The sequence below is a fragment of the Bradyrhizobium cosmicum genome, from assembly GCF_007290395.2.
In the GTDB taxonomy this organism is placed as follows: Bacteria; Pseudomonadota; Alphaproteobacteria; order Rhizobiales; family Xanthobacteraceae; genus Bradyrhizobium; species Bradyrhizobium cosmicum.
Window position 1 is genome coordinate 3,369,351 of the sequence record NZ_CP041656.2, and the last position, 15,327, is coordinate 3,384,677.

Annotated in this window: 11 protein-coding genes and 1 tRNA gene; 5 read left to right on the top strand and 7 right to left on the bottom strand. The window is 64.7% G+C overall.

Annotated elements, in window-relative coordinates; translation table 11 throughout:
- Positions 1-14 precede the first annotated feature (14 nt).
- From clpX to FNV92_RS16250, 3 genes are all read left to right on the top strand, one after another.
- Positions 15-1,286, top strand: a complete 1,272-nt coding sequence (clpX, locus tag FNV92_RS16240) for an ATP-dependent Clp protease ATP-binding subunit ClpX (RefSeq protein ID WP_015685740.1) — start codon at positions 15-17, stop codon at positions 1,284-1,286.
- A gap of 322 nt (positions 1,287-1,608) precedes the next feature.
- On the top strand, positions 1,609-4,032 hold the full coding sequence (lon, locus tag FNV92_RS16245; RefSeq protein ID WP_041748872.1) for an endopeptidase La: 2,424 nt from the start codon (positions 1,609-1,611) through the stop codon (positions 4,030-4,032).
- 62 nt (positions 4,033-4,094) lie between these two features.
- Complete coding sequence (locus FNV92_RS16250) at positions 4,095-4,499, top strand: GFA family protein (RefSeq protein WP_143845700.1); 405 nt, start codon at positions 4,095-4,097, stop codon at positions 4,497-4,499.
- A gap of 123 nt (positions 4,500-4,622) precedes the next feature.
- On the opposite strand, the gene FNV92_RS16255 is transcribed toward FNV92_RS16250, so the two are convergent.
- Positions 4,623-4,699 (bottom strand) — tRNA-Val (locus FNV92_RS16255).
- A 128-nt stretch (positions 4,700-4,827) separates the two neighbouring features.
- Between FNV92_RS16255 and FNV92_RS16260 the strand changes: the two genes are divergently transcribed.
- A complete protein-coding gene (locus FNV92_RS16260; RefSeq protein WP_143845699.1) occupies positions 4,828-5,688 on the top strand; it encodes a class I SAM-dependent methyltransferase in 861 nt (286 codons plus the stop codon).
- Positions 5,689-5,807: 119 nt separating this feature from the next.
- On the opposite strand, the gene FNV92_RS16265 is transcribed toward FNV92_RS16260, so the two are convergent.
- The 6 genes from FNV92_RS16265 to FNV92_RS16290 all read right to left on the bottom strand — a co-directional run bounded on the left by FNV92_RS16265 (position 5,808) and on the right by FNV92_RS16290 (position 13,757).
- Positions 5,808-6,782 carry a cation diffusion facilitator family transporter gene (locus FNV92_RS16265; protein WP_168213693.1) on the bottom strand — a complete coding sequence of 325 codons (975 nt, stop codon included), beginning with the start codon at positions 6,780-6,782 and terminating at the stop codon, positions 5,808-5,810.
- Between the two features lie 2 nt (positions 6,783-6,784).
- Entirely contained in the window at positions 6,785-9,994 is a 3,210-nt protein-coding gene (locus FNV92_RS16270) for an efflux RND transporter permease subunit (protein WP_143845698.1), read from the bottom strand.
- Complete coding sequence (gene ihpB / locus FNV92_RS16275; RefSeq protein WP_143845697.1) at positions 9,987-10,964, bottom strand: divalent metal ion exporter adaptor subunit IhpB; 978 nt, start codon at positions 10,962-10,964, stop codon at positions 9,987-9,989. The genes FNV92_RS16270 and ihpB overlap by 8 nt, the downstream gene beginning before the upstream one ends.
- Positions 10,961-12,235 carry a divalent metal ion exporter subunit IhpA gene (ihpA, locus tag FNV92_RS16280; protein WP_143845696.1) on the bottom strand — a complete coding sequence of 425 codons (1,275 nt, stop codon included), beginning with the start codon at positions 12,233-12,235 and terminating at the stop codon, positions 10,961-10,963. Before ihpA ends, ihpB begins: the two co-directional genes overlap by 4 nt.
- Positions 12,236-12,290: 55 nt before the next feature.
- Positions 12,291-12,599 carry a hypothetical protein gene (locus FNV92_RS16285; RefSeq protein WP_244623689.1) on the bottom strand — a complete coding sequence of 103 codons (309 nt, stop codon included), beginning with the start codon at positions 12,597-12,599 and terminating at the stop codon, positions 12,291-12,293.
- A gap of 192 nt (positions 12,600-12,791) precedes the next feature.
- Positions 12,792-13,757, bottom strand: coding sequence for a helix-turn-helix domain-containing protein (locus tag FNV92_RS16290; RefSeq protein ID WP_143845694.1), 966 nt, complete (start codon positions 13,755-13,757; stop codon positions 12,792-12,794).
- A gap of 230 nt (positions 13,758-13,987) precedes the next feature.
- Between FNV92_RS16290 and FNV92_RS16295 the strand changes: the two genes are divergently transcribed.
- Positions 13,988-15,238: an acyl-CoA dehydrogenase family protein gene (locus FNV92_RS16295; RefSeq protein WP_143845693.1), complete on the top strand. Its 1,251-nt coding sequence runs from the start codon at positions 13,988-13,990 to the stop codon at positions 15,236-15,238.
- Positions 15,239-15,327: the final 89 nt, after the last annotated feature.

A 15,327-nucleotide genomic window follows, 5' to 3' on the forward strand; every position in this document is an offset into this window, starting at 1 on the left:
GGACGGAGACATGAATGAGTAAGGTCGGCACGAGCGACTCCAAGAACACGCTATATTGCTCGTTCTGCGGCAAGAGCCAGCACGAAGTCCGCAAACTGATCGCGGGTCCCACGGTCTTCATCTGCGACGAGTGCGTCGAGCTGTGCATGGACATCATCCGCGAGGAAAACAAATCCTCGCTGGTCAAGTCGCGCGACGGCATTCCGACGCCGAAGGAAATCTGCAAGGTGCTGGACGATTACGTGATCGGCCAGAGCCATGCCAAGAAGGTCCTGTCGGTCGCGGTGCACAACCACTACAAGCGCCTCAATCACCAGACCAAGCACAACGACGTCGAGCTTGCGAAGTCGAACATCCTGCTGATCGGTCCGACCGGTTCGGGCAAGACGCTGCTCGCGCAGACGCTCGCCCGCATCCTGGACGTGCCCTTCACGATGGCTGACGCGACGACGCTGACCGAAGCCGGCTATGTCGGCGAGGACGTCGAGAACATCATCCTGAAGCTGCTTCAGGCCGCCGACTACAATGTCGAGCGCGCCCAGCGCGGCATCGTCTACATCGACGAAATCGACAAGATCAGCCGCAAGTCCGACAATCCCTCGATCACACGCGACGTGTCGGGTGAGGGCGTGCAGCAGGCGCTGCTGAAGATCATGGAAGGCACGGTGGCTTCGGTCCCGCCGCAGGGCGGCCGCAAGCATCCGCAGCAGGAATTCCTGCAGGTGGATACCACCAACATCCTGTTCATCTGCGGCGGTGCGTTCGCCGGCCTCGAGAAGATCATCTCGGCGCGCGGCCGGTCGACCTCGATCGGCTTTGCGGCCCAGGTGCTCGCGCCGGAGGATCGCCGGACCGGCGAGATCTTCCGTCACGTCGAGCCTGAGGACCTCCTGAAGTACGGCCTCATTCCCGAGTTCGTCGGCCGTCTGCCGGTCGTGGCGACGCTCGAGGACCTCGACGAGGCCTCGCTGAAGAAGATCCTCACCGAGCCGAAGAACGCGCTGGTGAAGCAGTACCAGCGGCTGTTCGAGATGGAGAACATCGAGCTGACCTTCGCCGACGAGGCGCTTGGCGCGGTCGCCCGCAGGGCGATCGAGCGCAAGACCGGCGCGCGTGGTCTGCGTTCGATCCTCGAGGCGATCCTGCTTGAGACCATGTTCGACCTGCCGGGCCTCGAAGGTGTGGAAGAAGTCGTGATTTCGCGCGAAGTCGTGGAAGGAACGGCCCGTCCGCTCTACATCTACGCCGATCGGTCCGATCGCGCCGTCGAGAACGCCAGCGCCTGATTTGCGGCGCTGGAACGCTCCAATCGTCTTATCAAGTAAGGGCTGCGGAAAGTTCCTCCGCAGCCGGTGTTGCGTCGCTTATTCGCGTGCGTAAGCGCCTGATGGCGCGCGTCTTTCAATGACTTGACACCCCCCCGCTCGATAGCCACCTAATATCGACGGCGAGCGAAACTTCTGTTCAAGATTCGCCTCAGTTCCGATCCGGCAAGCCCAGTCCGCCCCGTAAATGGCAGGCTGGTTTGTGGATCACCTCGGCACCTTGTGGCGGTTGCGCATGAGCATGCGGGCTGCGTGCAAGGGGGCAAAGCAAAAGGAAAAGGCCATGACGAATCCAAAACCCCGGCCAACCATTGTCCATGGCGAAACACACGCTTACCCCGTGCTGCCGCTGCGCGACATCGTCGTCTTCCCGCACATGATCGTTCCGCTCTTCGTCGGCCGCGAGAAGTCGATCCGCGCGCTCGAAGAGGTGATGAAGAACGATGCGCTGATCATGCTCGCGACGCAGAAGAACGCGTCGGACGATGATCCGGCGCCCGATGCCATTTACGAGACCGGTACGCTTGCCAGCGTGCTGCAACTCCTGAAGCTTCCCGACGGCACCGTGAAGGTGCTGGTCGAAGGGCTCGAGCGTGCGCGCGTGCAGAAGTACACCGATCGCAGCGAGTACTATGAAGCGACCGCAATTGCGCTCGCCGACACCGACGCGAAGTCGGTCGAGGCGGAAGCGCTGTCGCGTTCGGTCGTGTCCGACTTCGAGAGCTACGTGAAGCTCAACAAGAAGATCTCGGCCGAAGTCGTCGGTGTCGTGCAGGCGATCACCGATTTCGCCAAGCTCGCCGACACCGTTGCCTCGCATCTCGCCGTCAAGATCGCCGACCGCCAGGGCATCCTTGAGACGCTGTCCGTCACCACGCGCCTGGAGAAGGTGCTGGGCCTGATGGAGAGCGAGATCTCGGTGCTGCAGGTCGAGAAGCGCATCCGCTCGCGCGTCAAGCGCCAGATGGAGAAGACCCAGCGCGAGTATTATCTCAACGAGCAGATGAAGGCGATCCAGAAGGAACTCGGCGACGACGATGGTCGCGACGAGCTCGCCGATCTCGAAGAGAAGATCTCCAAGACCAAGCTCTCCAAGGAAGCGCGCGAGAAGGCGCAGCATGAATTGAAGAAGCTGCGCCAGATGTCGCCGATGTCGGCGGAAGCGACCGTCGTGCGCAACTATCTGGACTGGCTGCTGTCGATTCCGTGGAACAAGAAGTCCAAGGTGAAGAAGGATCTGGGGGCGGCGCAGGCCGTTCTGGACTCCGATCACTACGGGCTGGAGAAGGTCAAGGAACGCATCGTCGAGTATCTCGCGGTGCAGTCGCGCGCCAACAAGCTGACCGGCCCGATCCTGTGCCTCGTCGGCCCCCCCGGCGTCGGCAAGACCTCGCTCGGCAAGTCGATCGCGAAGGCGACAGGGCGCGAATTCGTGCGCGTCTCGCTCGGCGGCGTGCGCGACGAGGCCGAGATCCGCGGTCACCGCCGCACCTATATCGGCTCGATGCCCGGCAAGATCATCCAGTCGATGCGTAAGGCGAAGTCGTCCAATCCGCTGTTCCTGCTGGACGAGATCGACAAGATGGGCGCCGATTTCCGCGGCGATCCGTCCTCGGCCTTGCTCGAGGTCCTCGACCCCGAGCAGAACGGGACGTTTGCCGACCACTATCTGGAGGTCGACTACGATCTGTCGAACGTCATGTTCATCACGACCGCGAATACGCTCAATATTCCCGGCCCGCTGATGGACCGCATGGAGATCATCCGGATCGCCGGCTACACCGAGAACGAGAAGGTCGAGATCGCGCGCAAGCACCTGATCCCGAACGCGGTCTCCAAGCACGGCCTCGACTCCAAGGAGTTCTCGATCGACGACGACGCGCTGCTGCTGCTGATCCGCCGCTACACCCGCGAAGCGGGCGTGCGTAATCTGGAGCGTGAGCTCTCTACACTCGCCCGCAAGGCGGTGAAGGAGCTGATGATCTCCAAGAAGAAGTCGGTCAAGGTCACCGAGAAGACTCTCGAAGAGCTTCTGGGCGTGCCGAAGTACCGCTACGGCGAGATCGAGAGCGAGCCGCAGGTCGGCATCGTCACCGGCCTTGCCTGGACCGATGTCGGCGGCGAGCTCCTGACCATCGAAGGCGTCATGATGCCCGGCAAGGGCAAGATGACGGTCACGGGCAATCTGCGCGACGTGATGAAGGAGTCGATCTCGGCGGCTGCGTCCTATGTCCGCTCGCGCGCGATCGTCTACGGCATCGAGCCGCCGCTGTTCGACCGCCGCGACATCCACGTGCACGTGCCGGAAGGCGCGACGCCGAAGGACGGTCCGTCCGCGGGCGTGGCGATGGCCACCGCGATCATCTCGGTCATGACCGGCATCCCGGTCCGCCACGATGTCGCGATGACCGGCGAGATCACGCTGCGCGGCCGCGTGCTGCCGATCGGCGGCCTGAAGGAGAAGCTGCTTGCCGCTGCTCGCGGCGGCATCAAGACGGTGCTGATCCCCGAGGACAACGCCAAGGATCTCACGGAGATTTCCGATGCGATCAAGGGCGGCATGGAGATCATCCCGGTCTCGCGCCTCGACGACGTCGTCGCCAGGGCGCTGGTGAAGAAGCCGGTGCCGATCGTCTGGGAAGAGGACACCAAGGTGACGGTGAAGCCGGACGGCGACGAAGCCGCCGGCGGACTGACCGCTCACTAGGTTCAGCAAGAGATGATAAAACGGCGCCTTCGGGCGCCGTTTTTGTTTTGGGGAGGGTTGCGATGCAGGTCGACGGGCAATGCCATTGCGGGCAGATCACCTTCGAGGCCGAGATCGACCCCGAGGCGGTCTCGGTCTGCCATTGCCGCGACTGCCAGACGCTGACGGGTTCGCCGTTCCGGGTGACCGCGATCTGCACCAAGGCCGACGTGAAGCTGACCGGCGGCACTCCGAAGGTCTACGGCAAGCGCGGCGACAACGGCCGGATGCGTTTCCAGCATTTTTGCGGCGACTGCGGTTCCCCGCTGTTCACCAGCGGCGAGGGCGACCAGGCCGACGACTGGGGCATCCGCTGGGGCAGCATCCGCCAGCGCGACCAATTGCGGCCGGTGAGGCATATCTGGTGCCAGTCGGCCGCGGTGTGGATCGACGCGGTGCCGCTGTTGCCGGGAAGGCCGGGGGATTGAGGTTCAGCTTGCGATAAAGCCCGCCTTCGTCAGACGGCTTCGGCGTGGCGGCCTTCGCCCGCTTCGCGCCGATGAACTCTGGGGCTGGCCTGCCGAGCCGAAGCTCGCGAAGCGAGCGAAGGCTGGTGGGCGGTCACGGATTCGAACCGCGGACCCTCTCGGTGTAAACGAGATGCTCTAACCAGCTGAGCTAACCGCCCCACGGCGCCTCTTTAGCGCTCCAGCGGGGGCTGGAGCAAGAGGTGGCCGCGTCGCAAACCGCGCTGATTTGACCGCTTGATGGGCTTCCGGCGTGGTATCACGACCGGCAAAACGACAGGGGGCCTCAATGCAACAGCCAAGCGGACACGAGCAAAACGCCGACCAGATCGCCTATTGGAACGGGCCGAGCGGACAGCGCTGGGCCGACCGCCATGCGGCACAGGAAACACTGCTCGGACCCATTGCCGACGTGCTGATCGACCGCGCGAGGCCGAAGCCGGGGGAACGCGTTCTCGACGTCGGCTGCGGCTCCGGCGCGACGACGTTCGCGTTCGCCAAAGCGGTGGCGCCTGACGGCTTTGCGCTCGGGCTCGACGTCTCCGAGCCGATGCTGTCGCAGGCGCGCGCGTTTGCGCCAAAAGGGCTGCCGCTCGATTTCGTGCTGGCAGACGCGACGGTGTATCCGTTCGAGCCGGCGAGCTTTGATCTGCTCGCCTCGCGCTTCGGCGTGATGTTCTTCGCCGATCCCATCGCGTCCTTCACCAATCTGCGCCGTGCGCTGAAGCCGTCGGGACGGCTCGCCTTTGCCTGCTGGCGCGAGCCGAAGGAAAATCCGTGGATGATGGCGCCGCTGATGGCGGTCTACAAGCACGTGCCCAAGATGCCGCCGGTCGGACCGGAGGAGCCAGGCCCGTTCGCCTTTGCCGCGGAGGAGCGCGTGACGCGCATCCTGACGGGTGCAGGCTTCGTCAACGTGGCGATGGAGCCGCATAATCTGGCGATGGACATCGCCATCGGCGGCGGGCTCGATGCCGCGGTCGAAGGCTCGCTCCAGATCGGCCCCGCCAGCCGCGCGCTGCAGGGCCATCCGCCGGAGACATATGCGGCCGCCAAAGCGTCGATCCGAGAGACGCTCGCGCCGTTCCAGAAGGGGCAGAGCGTGGCGTTGCAGGGCGCGATTTGGATCGTGACGGCGAAGGCGGTGTAGCCTCCGCTTTCTCCGCCGTCATTGCGAGCGGAGCGAAGCAATCCAGAATCCCTCCGTGGAGACTCTCTGGATTGCTTCGTCGCTTCGCTCCTCGCAATGACGATGTGGATGGACCTTGCCTACACCACGTCATCCGGCGCCAGCGCGCAGCCATTGTCGGGATGCGTCTCGATCTGGAGCGTGGTGTGGCCGATGCGGAACGACGCCGTCAGCAGCTGCGCGGTCTCCATCAGGAATGCATCGGCGGCTCCCGCGGGCATCACGAGATGGCACGTCAGCGCCGTCTCGGTGGTCGAGATCGGCCAGACGTGAAGATCGTGGATTGCTGACACGCCCGGCCGTTCCAGCAGGAACAGCTTGATCGCGGCGAGATCGGTGCCCTTGGGGGCTGCGGCCATCGACATGTCGATGGAGCCGCGCAGCAGGCTGGTGGTGCTCCAGAGGATGGTAGCGCAGATCACGAGGCTGGTGACGGGATCGAGCCAGAGCCAGCCGGTCCAGATGATCAGCGCCGCCGAGACCACTACGCCGAGCGAGACCGCGGCGTCGGCCGCCATGTGCAGGTACGCGCCTTCGATGTTGATGTCGTCTTTGCGTCCGCGCGCGAACAGCAGCGCGGTGAAGCCGTTGATGAGGATACCGATGCCGGCGACCACCATGACGGTCACGCCCGCGACCGGCTCCGGCTCGCGCAAACGCAAAATTGCCTCCCAGCCGATCGCGCCGGTGGCGACCAGCAGGAACACCGCGTTCGCCAGCGCGGCCAGGATGGTGGAAGCGCGAAAGCCGTAGGTGAAGCGACCGCTCGGCGCGCGCCGCGCCGCGATCGATGCGCACCACGCCACGACCAGGCCGAGCACGTCGGACAGATTGTGGCCGGCGTCCGCAAGCAGGGCGGTGGAGTTGCCGAGATAGCCGTAGATCGCCTCGGCCACCACCAGCGCGGTGTTGAGACTGATGCCGATCGCGAACGCCTTGCCGAAACTGGCGGGCGCATGGACATGCCCGTGGCCAAGATCATGACTGTGCCCATGATCGTGCGCGTGGCCGGCATGGTCATGGTGGTCATGACCGCGATGGTCGTGGCTGCCCAATGCTAGCGCTCCCTGGATGCGGCCAAATCAGGCGCCATTGTAGGCGTTTCGCGCGTGACGTCACGGCGGAACAGCAAATAGAGCGCCGGCAACACCAGCAGCGTCAGCACGGTCGAGGAGATGATGCCGCCGATCACCACGGTCGCCAGCGGCCGCTGCACCTCGGCGCCGGCACCGGTCGCGAGCGCCATCGGTACGAATCCGAGGGACGCCACCAGCGCGGTCATCAGCACCGGACGCAGCCGCGTCAGCGCGCCTTCGCGCACCGCCTCGGCGATCGGCCGCCCCTCGCTGCGCAGCCGCTCGATGAAGGCGATGATGACGAGGCCGTTGAGCACGGCGACGCCCGACAGCGCGATGAATCCGACGCCGGCGCTGATCGACAGCGGAATGCCGCGCAGCAGTAGCGCCGCGACGCCGCCGGTCAGCGCCAGCGGCACGCCGGAGAACACCAGCGCCGCATCGGCCGCCGATCCCATGCCCATGAACAGCAGCAGGAACACCAGCAGCAGCGCCACCGGGACGACGATCGTCAGCCGCTTGGTCGCCGAGACCAGTTGCTCAAATTGTCCGCCCCAGCCGATCCAGTAGCCCGGCGGCAGCTTGACCTTCTCCGCGACGGCGCCTTGCGTCTCGGCGACGAAGGAGCGCAGATCGCGCCCCCTGACATTGGCCATCACCACGACGCGGCGCTTGCCGTTCTCGCGGCTGATCTGGTTCGGGCCCGGCGCGACCTCGATCGTGGCGACAGAGGACAGCGGCACGTAGCGCAGCGGCGCGTTCGCGCCCGGCCATGCGGTCTTCGTGACGGCCGCCACATCCTCGCCCGGAGGCAGCGGGATCGGCAGCGACTTGATCGCGTCCGGATCGGCGCGCAGGCTCTCGGGCAGGCGCACCACGATGTCGAAGCGGCGATCGCCCTCGAACAGCTTGCCGGCCGGCTTGCCGCCGATCGCGATCTCGACGAGGTTCTGCACCTCACCGATGCTGAGCCCGTAGCGCGACAGCGCCGGGCGGTCGAGCTTGACGGTGAGGATCGGCAGGCCGGCGATTTGCTCGGTCTTGACGTCGGCGGCGCCCTCGATGCCGCGGACCACGCCGTTGACCTGCTGGGCGATGCCAGCGAGCACGTCGAGGTCGTCGCCGAAAATCTTGACGCCGACGTCGCTGCGGATGCCGGCGATGAGCTCGTTGAAACGCATCTGGATCGGCTGGGTCATACCATAGGCGGTGCCGGGCAGGGTGTTGGCGGCGCGTTCGAGCTCGGCGACCAGCTCGTCCTTCGGCTTGGCGGGATCGGGCCATTCGTCGCGCGGCTTCAGCGTGACATAGGTGTCGGCGACGTTCGGCGGCATGGGATCGTTGGCGATCTCGGCGGTGCCGATCCGGGAGAAGATGGTCGCGACCTCCGGCACCTGCCTGACCGCCTTCTCCAGCCGAAGTTGCATGTCGACGCTCTGGGTCAGGCTGGTGCCGGGAATCCGGATGGTCTCGATGGTGATGTCTCCTTCGTCCAGGCTCGGGATGAATTCGCCGCCCATGCGCGTCGCGGCAAACAGGCTGCCGGCGACGATGAGGACGGCGGCGAGCGCCACGCTGCGGCGGTATTCGATGGCACGGTCGAGCAGCGGCACATAGACCCGCTTGGCCGCCCGCATGAAGATGTTCTCCTGTTCCGAGACCTTGCCGGTGACGACGATCGCCACCGCGGCCGGAACAAACGTCACCGACAGCAGCGCTGCGCCCGCGAGCGCTATCAGCACGGTCAGCGCCATCGGCGTGAACATCTTGCCCTCGGTCCCCGTCAGGGTGAGGACAGGCAGATACACGACGGCAATGATGAGGGTGCCGAACAGGCTTGGTTTAATCACCTCGCTGCTCCCGGCGCGGATGGTGTCAAGCCGCTCCTCCAGCGACAGCAGCCGGCCGCGCCGGTGCTGTTCGACGGCGAGCAGGCGCAGGCAATTCTCGACGATGATGACCGCGCCGTCGACGATGATGCCGAAATCGATCGCGCCGAGGCTCATCAGGTTGGCGCTGACCTTGCTCTCGACCATGCCCGTGATCGTGAACAGCATCGATAGCGGGATGACGCAGGCGGTGATCAGCGCGGCGCGGAAGTTGCCGAGGATCAGGAACAGCACCGCGATCACCAGCGCGGCGCCCTCGACAAGGTTCTTCTCGACGGTCTGGATGGTCGCTTCCACCAGATGCGTGCGGTCGTAGACCGCGCGCGCGATCACGCCGTCGGGCAGCGATTTCGCGATCTCCTTGAGGCGCGCGGCCACGCGCTGGGCCACGCTGCGGCTGTTCTCGCCGATCAGCAGCATGGCGGTGCCGAGCACTGTCTCGCTGCCGTTTGTCGTCGCCGCACCGGTGCGCAGGTCGTGGCCCTCGCTGACCTCGGCGACGTCGCGGATCCGCACCGGCACGCCGCCGCGCGAGCCGATCACGATGTCGCGGATGTCGGCGATGTCGGCGACCTGGCCGGGCGCGCGCACGAGATATTGCTCGCCGTTGCGCTCGATATAGCCTGCGCCGACATTGGCGTTGTTGGCGGCGAGCGCCGTCATGATGTCGCGGAAGCCGAGCTTGTAGGCCATCAGCCGGCCGGGTACCGGCAGCACGTGGAATTGCCGCTCATAGCCGCCGATCGAGTTGACCTCGACCACGCCGGGAACGGTGCGCAGCTGCGGCTTGATGATCCAGTCCTGGATGGTGCGCAGCTCGGTCGGCGTGAACTCGGCACCGGTCGGCGACTTCGCGCCGGCTTTGGCCTCGACCGAGTAGACGTAGATCTCGCCGAGGCCGGTCGAGATCGGCCCCATCGCCACCTCGGTGCCAGCAGGAAGCTGATCCTTGGCCTGCTGGATGCGCTCGTTCACGAGCTGCCGCGCGAAGTAGATGTCGGTGCCGTCCTGGAACACGACGGTGACCTGGCTCAGCCCGTAGCGCGAGATCGAGCGGGTGTAGTCGAGCTTGGGCAGGCCGCCCATCGCGGTCTCGATCGGGAAGGTGATGCGTTGCTCGGCTTCCAGCGGCGACAGGCCGGGTGCCCGCGTGTTGATCTGGACCTGGACGTTGGTGACATCAGGGACGGCGTCGATCGGCAGGCGCGTGAAATTCCAGGCACCGAAGGCGCCGGCCGCGATCGCGAGCAGCACCACCAGCCAACGCTGGCGGACCGAGAAGGCGAGGAGGGCGTCAATCATGGTCGCCGTCTCCCTTGCCCATCTCGGCCTTCACGACAAAGCTGTTCTCGGCGACATAGCGTTCGCCGGCGGCAAGACCGGCGCGGATCTCCACGAATTTCGGATCGGCATCCCCGAGCTCGACCGGGCGCGCCTCGATCTTGTCGCCGTCCTCGCGGACGAACACGATGGTCCTGTTCTCCAGCGTCTGGATCGCGCTGCGGCGCACGGCGACCGCGACATTTCGGGCGGCGAGAATCAGCCGCGCCGTGACGAACAGGCCCGGACGCAAGCGGCCATCGGGATTTGGCAGCACCACGCGGGCCAGCGCGGTCTGGGTTTCGCTGCTGCCGATCGGCGCCATATAGGAGATCGTGCCATTGATCTCGCCGCGCCCGTCGTCGGGATCGATCAGCACCTCGTCGTTGAGGCGCACGCGCCGCAGGTCCTGCCGGTAGATCGACAGGTCGACCCAGATGCTCGAGAGGTCGGCGACGACGAAGGCCGGCTTCTGCTCGGAGGCATATTCGCCGAGCGATATCTGCCGTTCGATGACGGTGCCCGCCAGCGGCGCCTTCAACTCGTACACGGTGAGGCTCTGGTTGCTCTCGATGGTGGCGAGCAGATCGTCCTTGCCGACCCTGTCGCCGATGCGCTTCTGGAGCGACTTTGCAATTCCGGGAAAGCGGGGTGTGACCTGAACGACCGCTTCCTGATTGGCGCGCAAGATGCCGTTGAAGGCGAGCGTGTCGGTCAGCGTGGCGCTCGCGGCTTCCGCCAGCGTGACGCCGGCAGCCGCCAGCTTGACGTCGGAGATGCGGATGCGGTCGGCGCCGTGCTCGTCCTGCTCGACATGGTCGTTCGGCTTCTCGGGCTTCTTGTCAGCGGCATGCTCGGTCGGTGCGACCCTGGCCGGGGCGAGCAGGGCATAGCCGTAAGCGCCGATCGCGGCGGCGAGGATGGCGACGAGGATGGTGGAGGAGATCTTCATCGTGCGCCCTCCCGGGCCAGCGTGAAGGGATTGCCGACGAGGCCTTCGATGGTGGCGACGCCGGCGTGGAAGTTCTGCAGCGCCTCCTGCTCGCGCAGCCGCGCTTGCGACACGCTGGCCTGGGCGTCGAGCACTTCGAGCAGGCTGAAGCGGCCCTGGCCGTAGCCTTGCGAGATCGCTTCGGCCGCTTCGGTTGCCTTGGGGATCGCAGTCTCGCGCAGCACCGCGAGCTCGCGCAGCGAGCCCTGCAGCGAGTCGTAGGCGCGGCCGGCGATGACGATCAGCGTGTTGCGGTTGGCCTCGCGCTCGGCCCTGGTCTTGGCGAGGCTTTCCTGCGCCGAGAGGATGTTGCCCTGGTTCCGGTCGAACACGGGGATCGGCACCGAGACGGAGAGCCGCACCGCATCGTCATTGGTCTCGTTGAAATGGCGCCAGCCGGCGGCGATGCGGACGTCGGGATAAGGCCTGAGCCGCGCCATCAACAGCTCGGCGTTGCGCTGGGCATACACCGCGGTCCAGCGGACCAGCTGCGGATTGGCGTCGATGGCGGCGACGACCGACTGGAACGTCGGCGGCTTGCCCATGGTGTCGAGCCGGCCGGAGACCTCACCGAACTTTGCGGAGGGATCGCCCATCAGCACCGCAAGCTCGCGCCGGGCGCTCGCCAGCGTCGCCTTGAAGCGCTCGCGGTCGGCCTTCACCAGGGCGGAGGCGACCTCGGCGCGGCCGGTCTCGGCCGGCGAGGAGGCGCCGGCCTCGACGCGGCGGCGTAGCAGCGGCGTCAGCCGGTCGATCGCGGTGATCTGCTCGTCGAGGATCTGGATGCGCCGCTGCGCGCCGAGCACGCTGAGAAAGGCGATCGCGGTCTCCGACAGCACCTCAAGCCTGACGGCCTTGCGCTGAATTGCGGCGACCTCGATGCCGGCCGCGCCTGCGGCGATCCGCGCGTCACGCTTGCCGAACAGCTCGAAGGCCTGGCTGATCTGGAGCGTGGTCTCGGCCGATCTGGTGCCGCGGTAGATGCCCGAGCCGAGGGAGTTGTCCTGTTCATAGGACAGTTCGGGATTGAGGAGCGCGCCGGCCTGGATGCGCTGGCCTGTCGCGATGCCGACATCGCGTTCCGCCGCCGTCAGGCGCGGACTGGCGGCCAGCGCGCGCGACAGCGCGGCGCGCATCGTCAGGGTCTGGGCGTGAATGGGCTGTGTCAGCCAGGGGCCAACGAGAATCGCCATCGCGCACGCGAGGCGCGCGGCAGTCCGTCTGCAAGACATGAAGGTGACCTGTGAACAATAGCATCGGGGGCGCGCGGGCGCCCGGCTGATCAGTTCAGGTCAGATGCTTGGGAGGCGGGAAGTCGGTGTCGGGCGCAATGCCGATCAGGGCAGGCGCGCGCTGCGCGATCGGTGCAGCGACGATATCGGCCGCCGCTCCGGACTGCAGTGGCTGTGCGACGGCAATCGAGAAGCAGCCATGGCAGTGGTGGCCGCCGGCCGCCTTGTGATCGCCATGACCGGTAGCGCCATCGTCGAGGATCGAGGCGATCTCCGAGCCGCCAGACGGGCTCGTGACATCGATGTCGTGCGCGCCATGGAGCACGCCCGACAGCAGATACATCACCGCGACGAGCACAGCCACGAGCCCACGCCAGTTGCGCGGGTTCCAAAAGCTGGTGCGGCGGCCGATCGAAATCACTGCGGTCTCGGGTTGCTGATCGCCTGCGGTAGCATGGCGGCCGGAACAGTGTCGACCCGCAATAGTGTTACGTGTGGGGAACTCGATGTCGCACGCGCCGGACAGGAAAAGGCCCCAGCGGTTCCTTCTCGCCGATTATTGTGTGCCGGACTTCGACTGAACTCCCAAATTGGCGCGGCGGTACGCGGTGGGAGACTTGTCGAACGCTCTTTTGAAGACGCGATTGAAGTAAGAAACATCGCTAAATCCGCAGGCGAAGGCCAAGGCGGCAATCGACTGGTCCGTTGAACTGGTCAATTCCGCAGCGCAACGTGCGAGCCGCTTCGACCGGATGGTGGCACCGAAGGTCGTCTCTTCCGCCTCGAAAAGCCGATGGAGATAGCGGGACGTGACGTGAAATTTTCGGCAAACGGATTCGACCGACAAGGACGGATCGAAAAGATTCTCATCGATATGTTTGAGGATCGCATTCAGAAAGGCTCTCCGGGTGCATGAGGGTCTGCTTTCCTCAGCCTCCACCGTACCACCGAGAGCCAACGCGACGAGCTTTGCGATCGTATCTGCGACCGTCTCCTGCGCCTCCGGCGGAATCTGAGCCTGCCGAACGACCGACTGTAGAAAATCTACAGCCAATTGTCCGGTCGGACTCCCCTTCGAAACGCGAATGGCCGTTGCGCCTGCCGCATCCTTCAAGAGCGGATCGAGCCGCTTCTTAGGCACTCTGAAGGAAAAGATCTCCAGGTTCGATCGATAGTCGAGATCGTACGGCTCCGTTGAGTCCACGATGTAGAACTCTCCCGGCCTTACGAGCGCCTCTCGTCCCCGCTGCTTTGCGAGAACATCGCCTTCGATCTGCATGTTGACGAAATAATACTCGAGTGGCGTCTTGCGGATTTCCTTGGCGCCCCTGAGGACCCGGTGTTCATCCGTCAGCAGCCGCGTGACATTCACATCCGATACCGCGTGCGCCTCGACGCTCCCGGTAAAGGCTCCCTGGCTCTTGCGAGACGGATCAAGCGTAATGAACGCTTCGCACAACACTTCGCGCCAGAAGCCGAACTGTTGGCCGGGGGGAAGATCCTGCGTGGTCCAGAACGGCATCGCGGCACTCCGTCGATAACGAGCCTCACGAAGTCGTATTCACGATCAAAGGCTAGTCCGGCCAATGCTGCAATCAAGCACAAATTTTGAACCAGGCTGTCTGTTTCCTGGTCTGGTCGCGATGACAAGACGGGGCTGTCTCTGGAGGACGATGAATTTGTCCCTCCCGACCAAGACATGTCTTCCGGTTTTTTGGTGGCCTGTCCGCACCATCAACCGAGGGGAATGCCATGACAACGGGTATCGAATTTGCGCTGAGTCCAGACCAGATTGCACTGCAAAAGGGAGCCAGGGAATTCGCAACGACCGTCTTGAAGGACGTTCGTCCGACCATTCGCAAGTTTGGCAAGCCAGACGAGCGCTTCTATGCGACGCGTCCATTCCACAAGAAGGCCGTCGATGCAGGCTTTGTGAAGGGCCTCTTTCCGAAGGCATTTGGAGGAACCGAGGTCCCCGCGCTCGATTTCGCGTTGGCGGCGGAAGAGCTTGCAGCCGTCGACGTCAACGTGCCGAGCACCCTTCTCGGGACGGGTCTGGGCGTCAAACCGATCATCTTTTACGGGACCGAGGAGCAAAAGAAACGATTTTTGCCTGACTTCATTCAAGACGGCACCCGGCTTGCCGCTCTTGCCTTCACTGAGGTGACCGGAGGCGCAAACTTCGACGCCCCCGATCCGCGTTTCGGCGTGAAGACCTTCGCCACACTCGACGGCGACGAATGGGTCATTAACGGAGAGAAACATTACACGACCAACGGCACCGGGTGGGACGGCAACAATTGTCACCTTTACGCCGTCGTGTGCCGGACAAACCCGAACAAGGGGGCCCAAGAGTCTCTCGCAGTCATTATGGTTCCGGGCAGCGATCCCGGGGTCAAGGTCACGGGGCTGCTCGACACCGTCGGGCATCGGGCTTCGATTTCGCCCCGAATGAAATTCGAAAATGTCCGCGTTCCCGCCGATAACATCATCGGCAAACCGGGCGATGGCATCAAGATCGTCTCGACCAATTTCGCATGGACAGCAGCCCTGATCGGAGCGGCATGCGTCGGAGTCATGCGGTCTGCGTTTGACCATGCGCTCGAATTCGCACGAAATGATGCACGTTCCGGCCCCCATCCGATCATCGAATACCCCACGGTCGGCTACATGCTGGCCGACATGAAGATGCGAATCGAAGCTTGCCGCTATCTGACCTGGAAAGCTTGCCAGCAGTTCGACAGAAGCGGGGGCCAGGAGCAGGAACTCGCCGTCATGACCAAGGTGTTCTGTTCGGAGACCTGCGTCGACGTCGTTTACGATGCGATGCGCGTGGTCGGTGTTGACAGCTACACCGACATGCACCCGCTGGCGGAATTGATGAACGACGCCATGTGCTTCCCGCTCTACGATGGCGGTAACATGGGGGCGCGTCGGCGTCAGCTCCACGGTATGATCAAGAGCCCGGACTACGATTCACTCGCCGCAGCTCGCGTGGGTTAGGACTCTGCTCGCAGGCGATAGCGGGAGAGCCCGCTATCGCCTGGCGCAACGGCCCTTGTGGGTTGGCAGATCGCGGGTCTTCGCGGACG

Coding starts and splice junctions, on each gene's coding strand:
- clpX (WP_015685740.1), top strand. CDS start 15: ATGAGTAAGGTCGGCACGAGCGACTCCAAGAACACGCTATATTGCTCG.
- lon (WP_041748872.1), top strand. CDS start 1,609: ATGACGAATCCAAAACCCCGGCCAACCATTGTCCATGGCGAAACACAC.
- FNV92_RS16250 (WP_143845700.1), top strand. CDS start 4,095: ATGCAGGTCGACGGGCAATGCCATTGCGGGCAGATCACCTTCGAGGCC.
- FNV92_RS16260 (WP_143845699.1), top strand. CDS start 4,828: ATGCAACAGCCAAGCGGACACGAGCAAAACGCCGACCAGATCGCCTAT.
- FNV92_RS16270 (WP_143845698.1), bottom strand. CDS start 9,994: ATGATTGACGCCCTCCTCGCCTTCTCGGTCCGCCAGCGTTGGCTGGTG.
- ihpB (WP_143845697.1), bottom strand. CDS start 10,964: ATGAAGATCTCCTCCACCATCCTCGTCGCCATCCTCGCCGCCGCGATC.
- ihpA (WP_143845696.1), bottom strand. CDS start 12,235: ATGTCTTGCAGACGGACTGCCGCGCGCCTCGCGTGCGCGATGGCGATT.
- FNV92_RS16290 (WP_143845694.1), bottom strand. CDS start 13,757: ATGCCGTTCTGGACCACGCAGGATCTTCCCCCCGGCCAACAGTTCGGC.
- FNV92_RS16295 (WP_143845693.1), top strand. CDS start 13,988: ATGACAACGGGTATCGAATTTGCGCTGAGTCCAGACCAGATTGCACTG.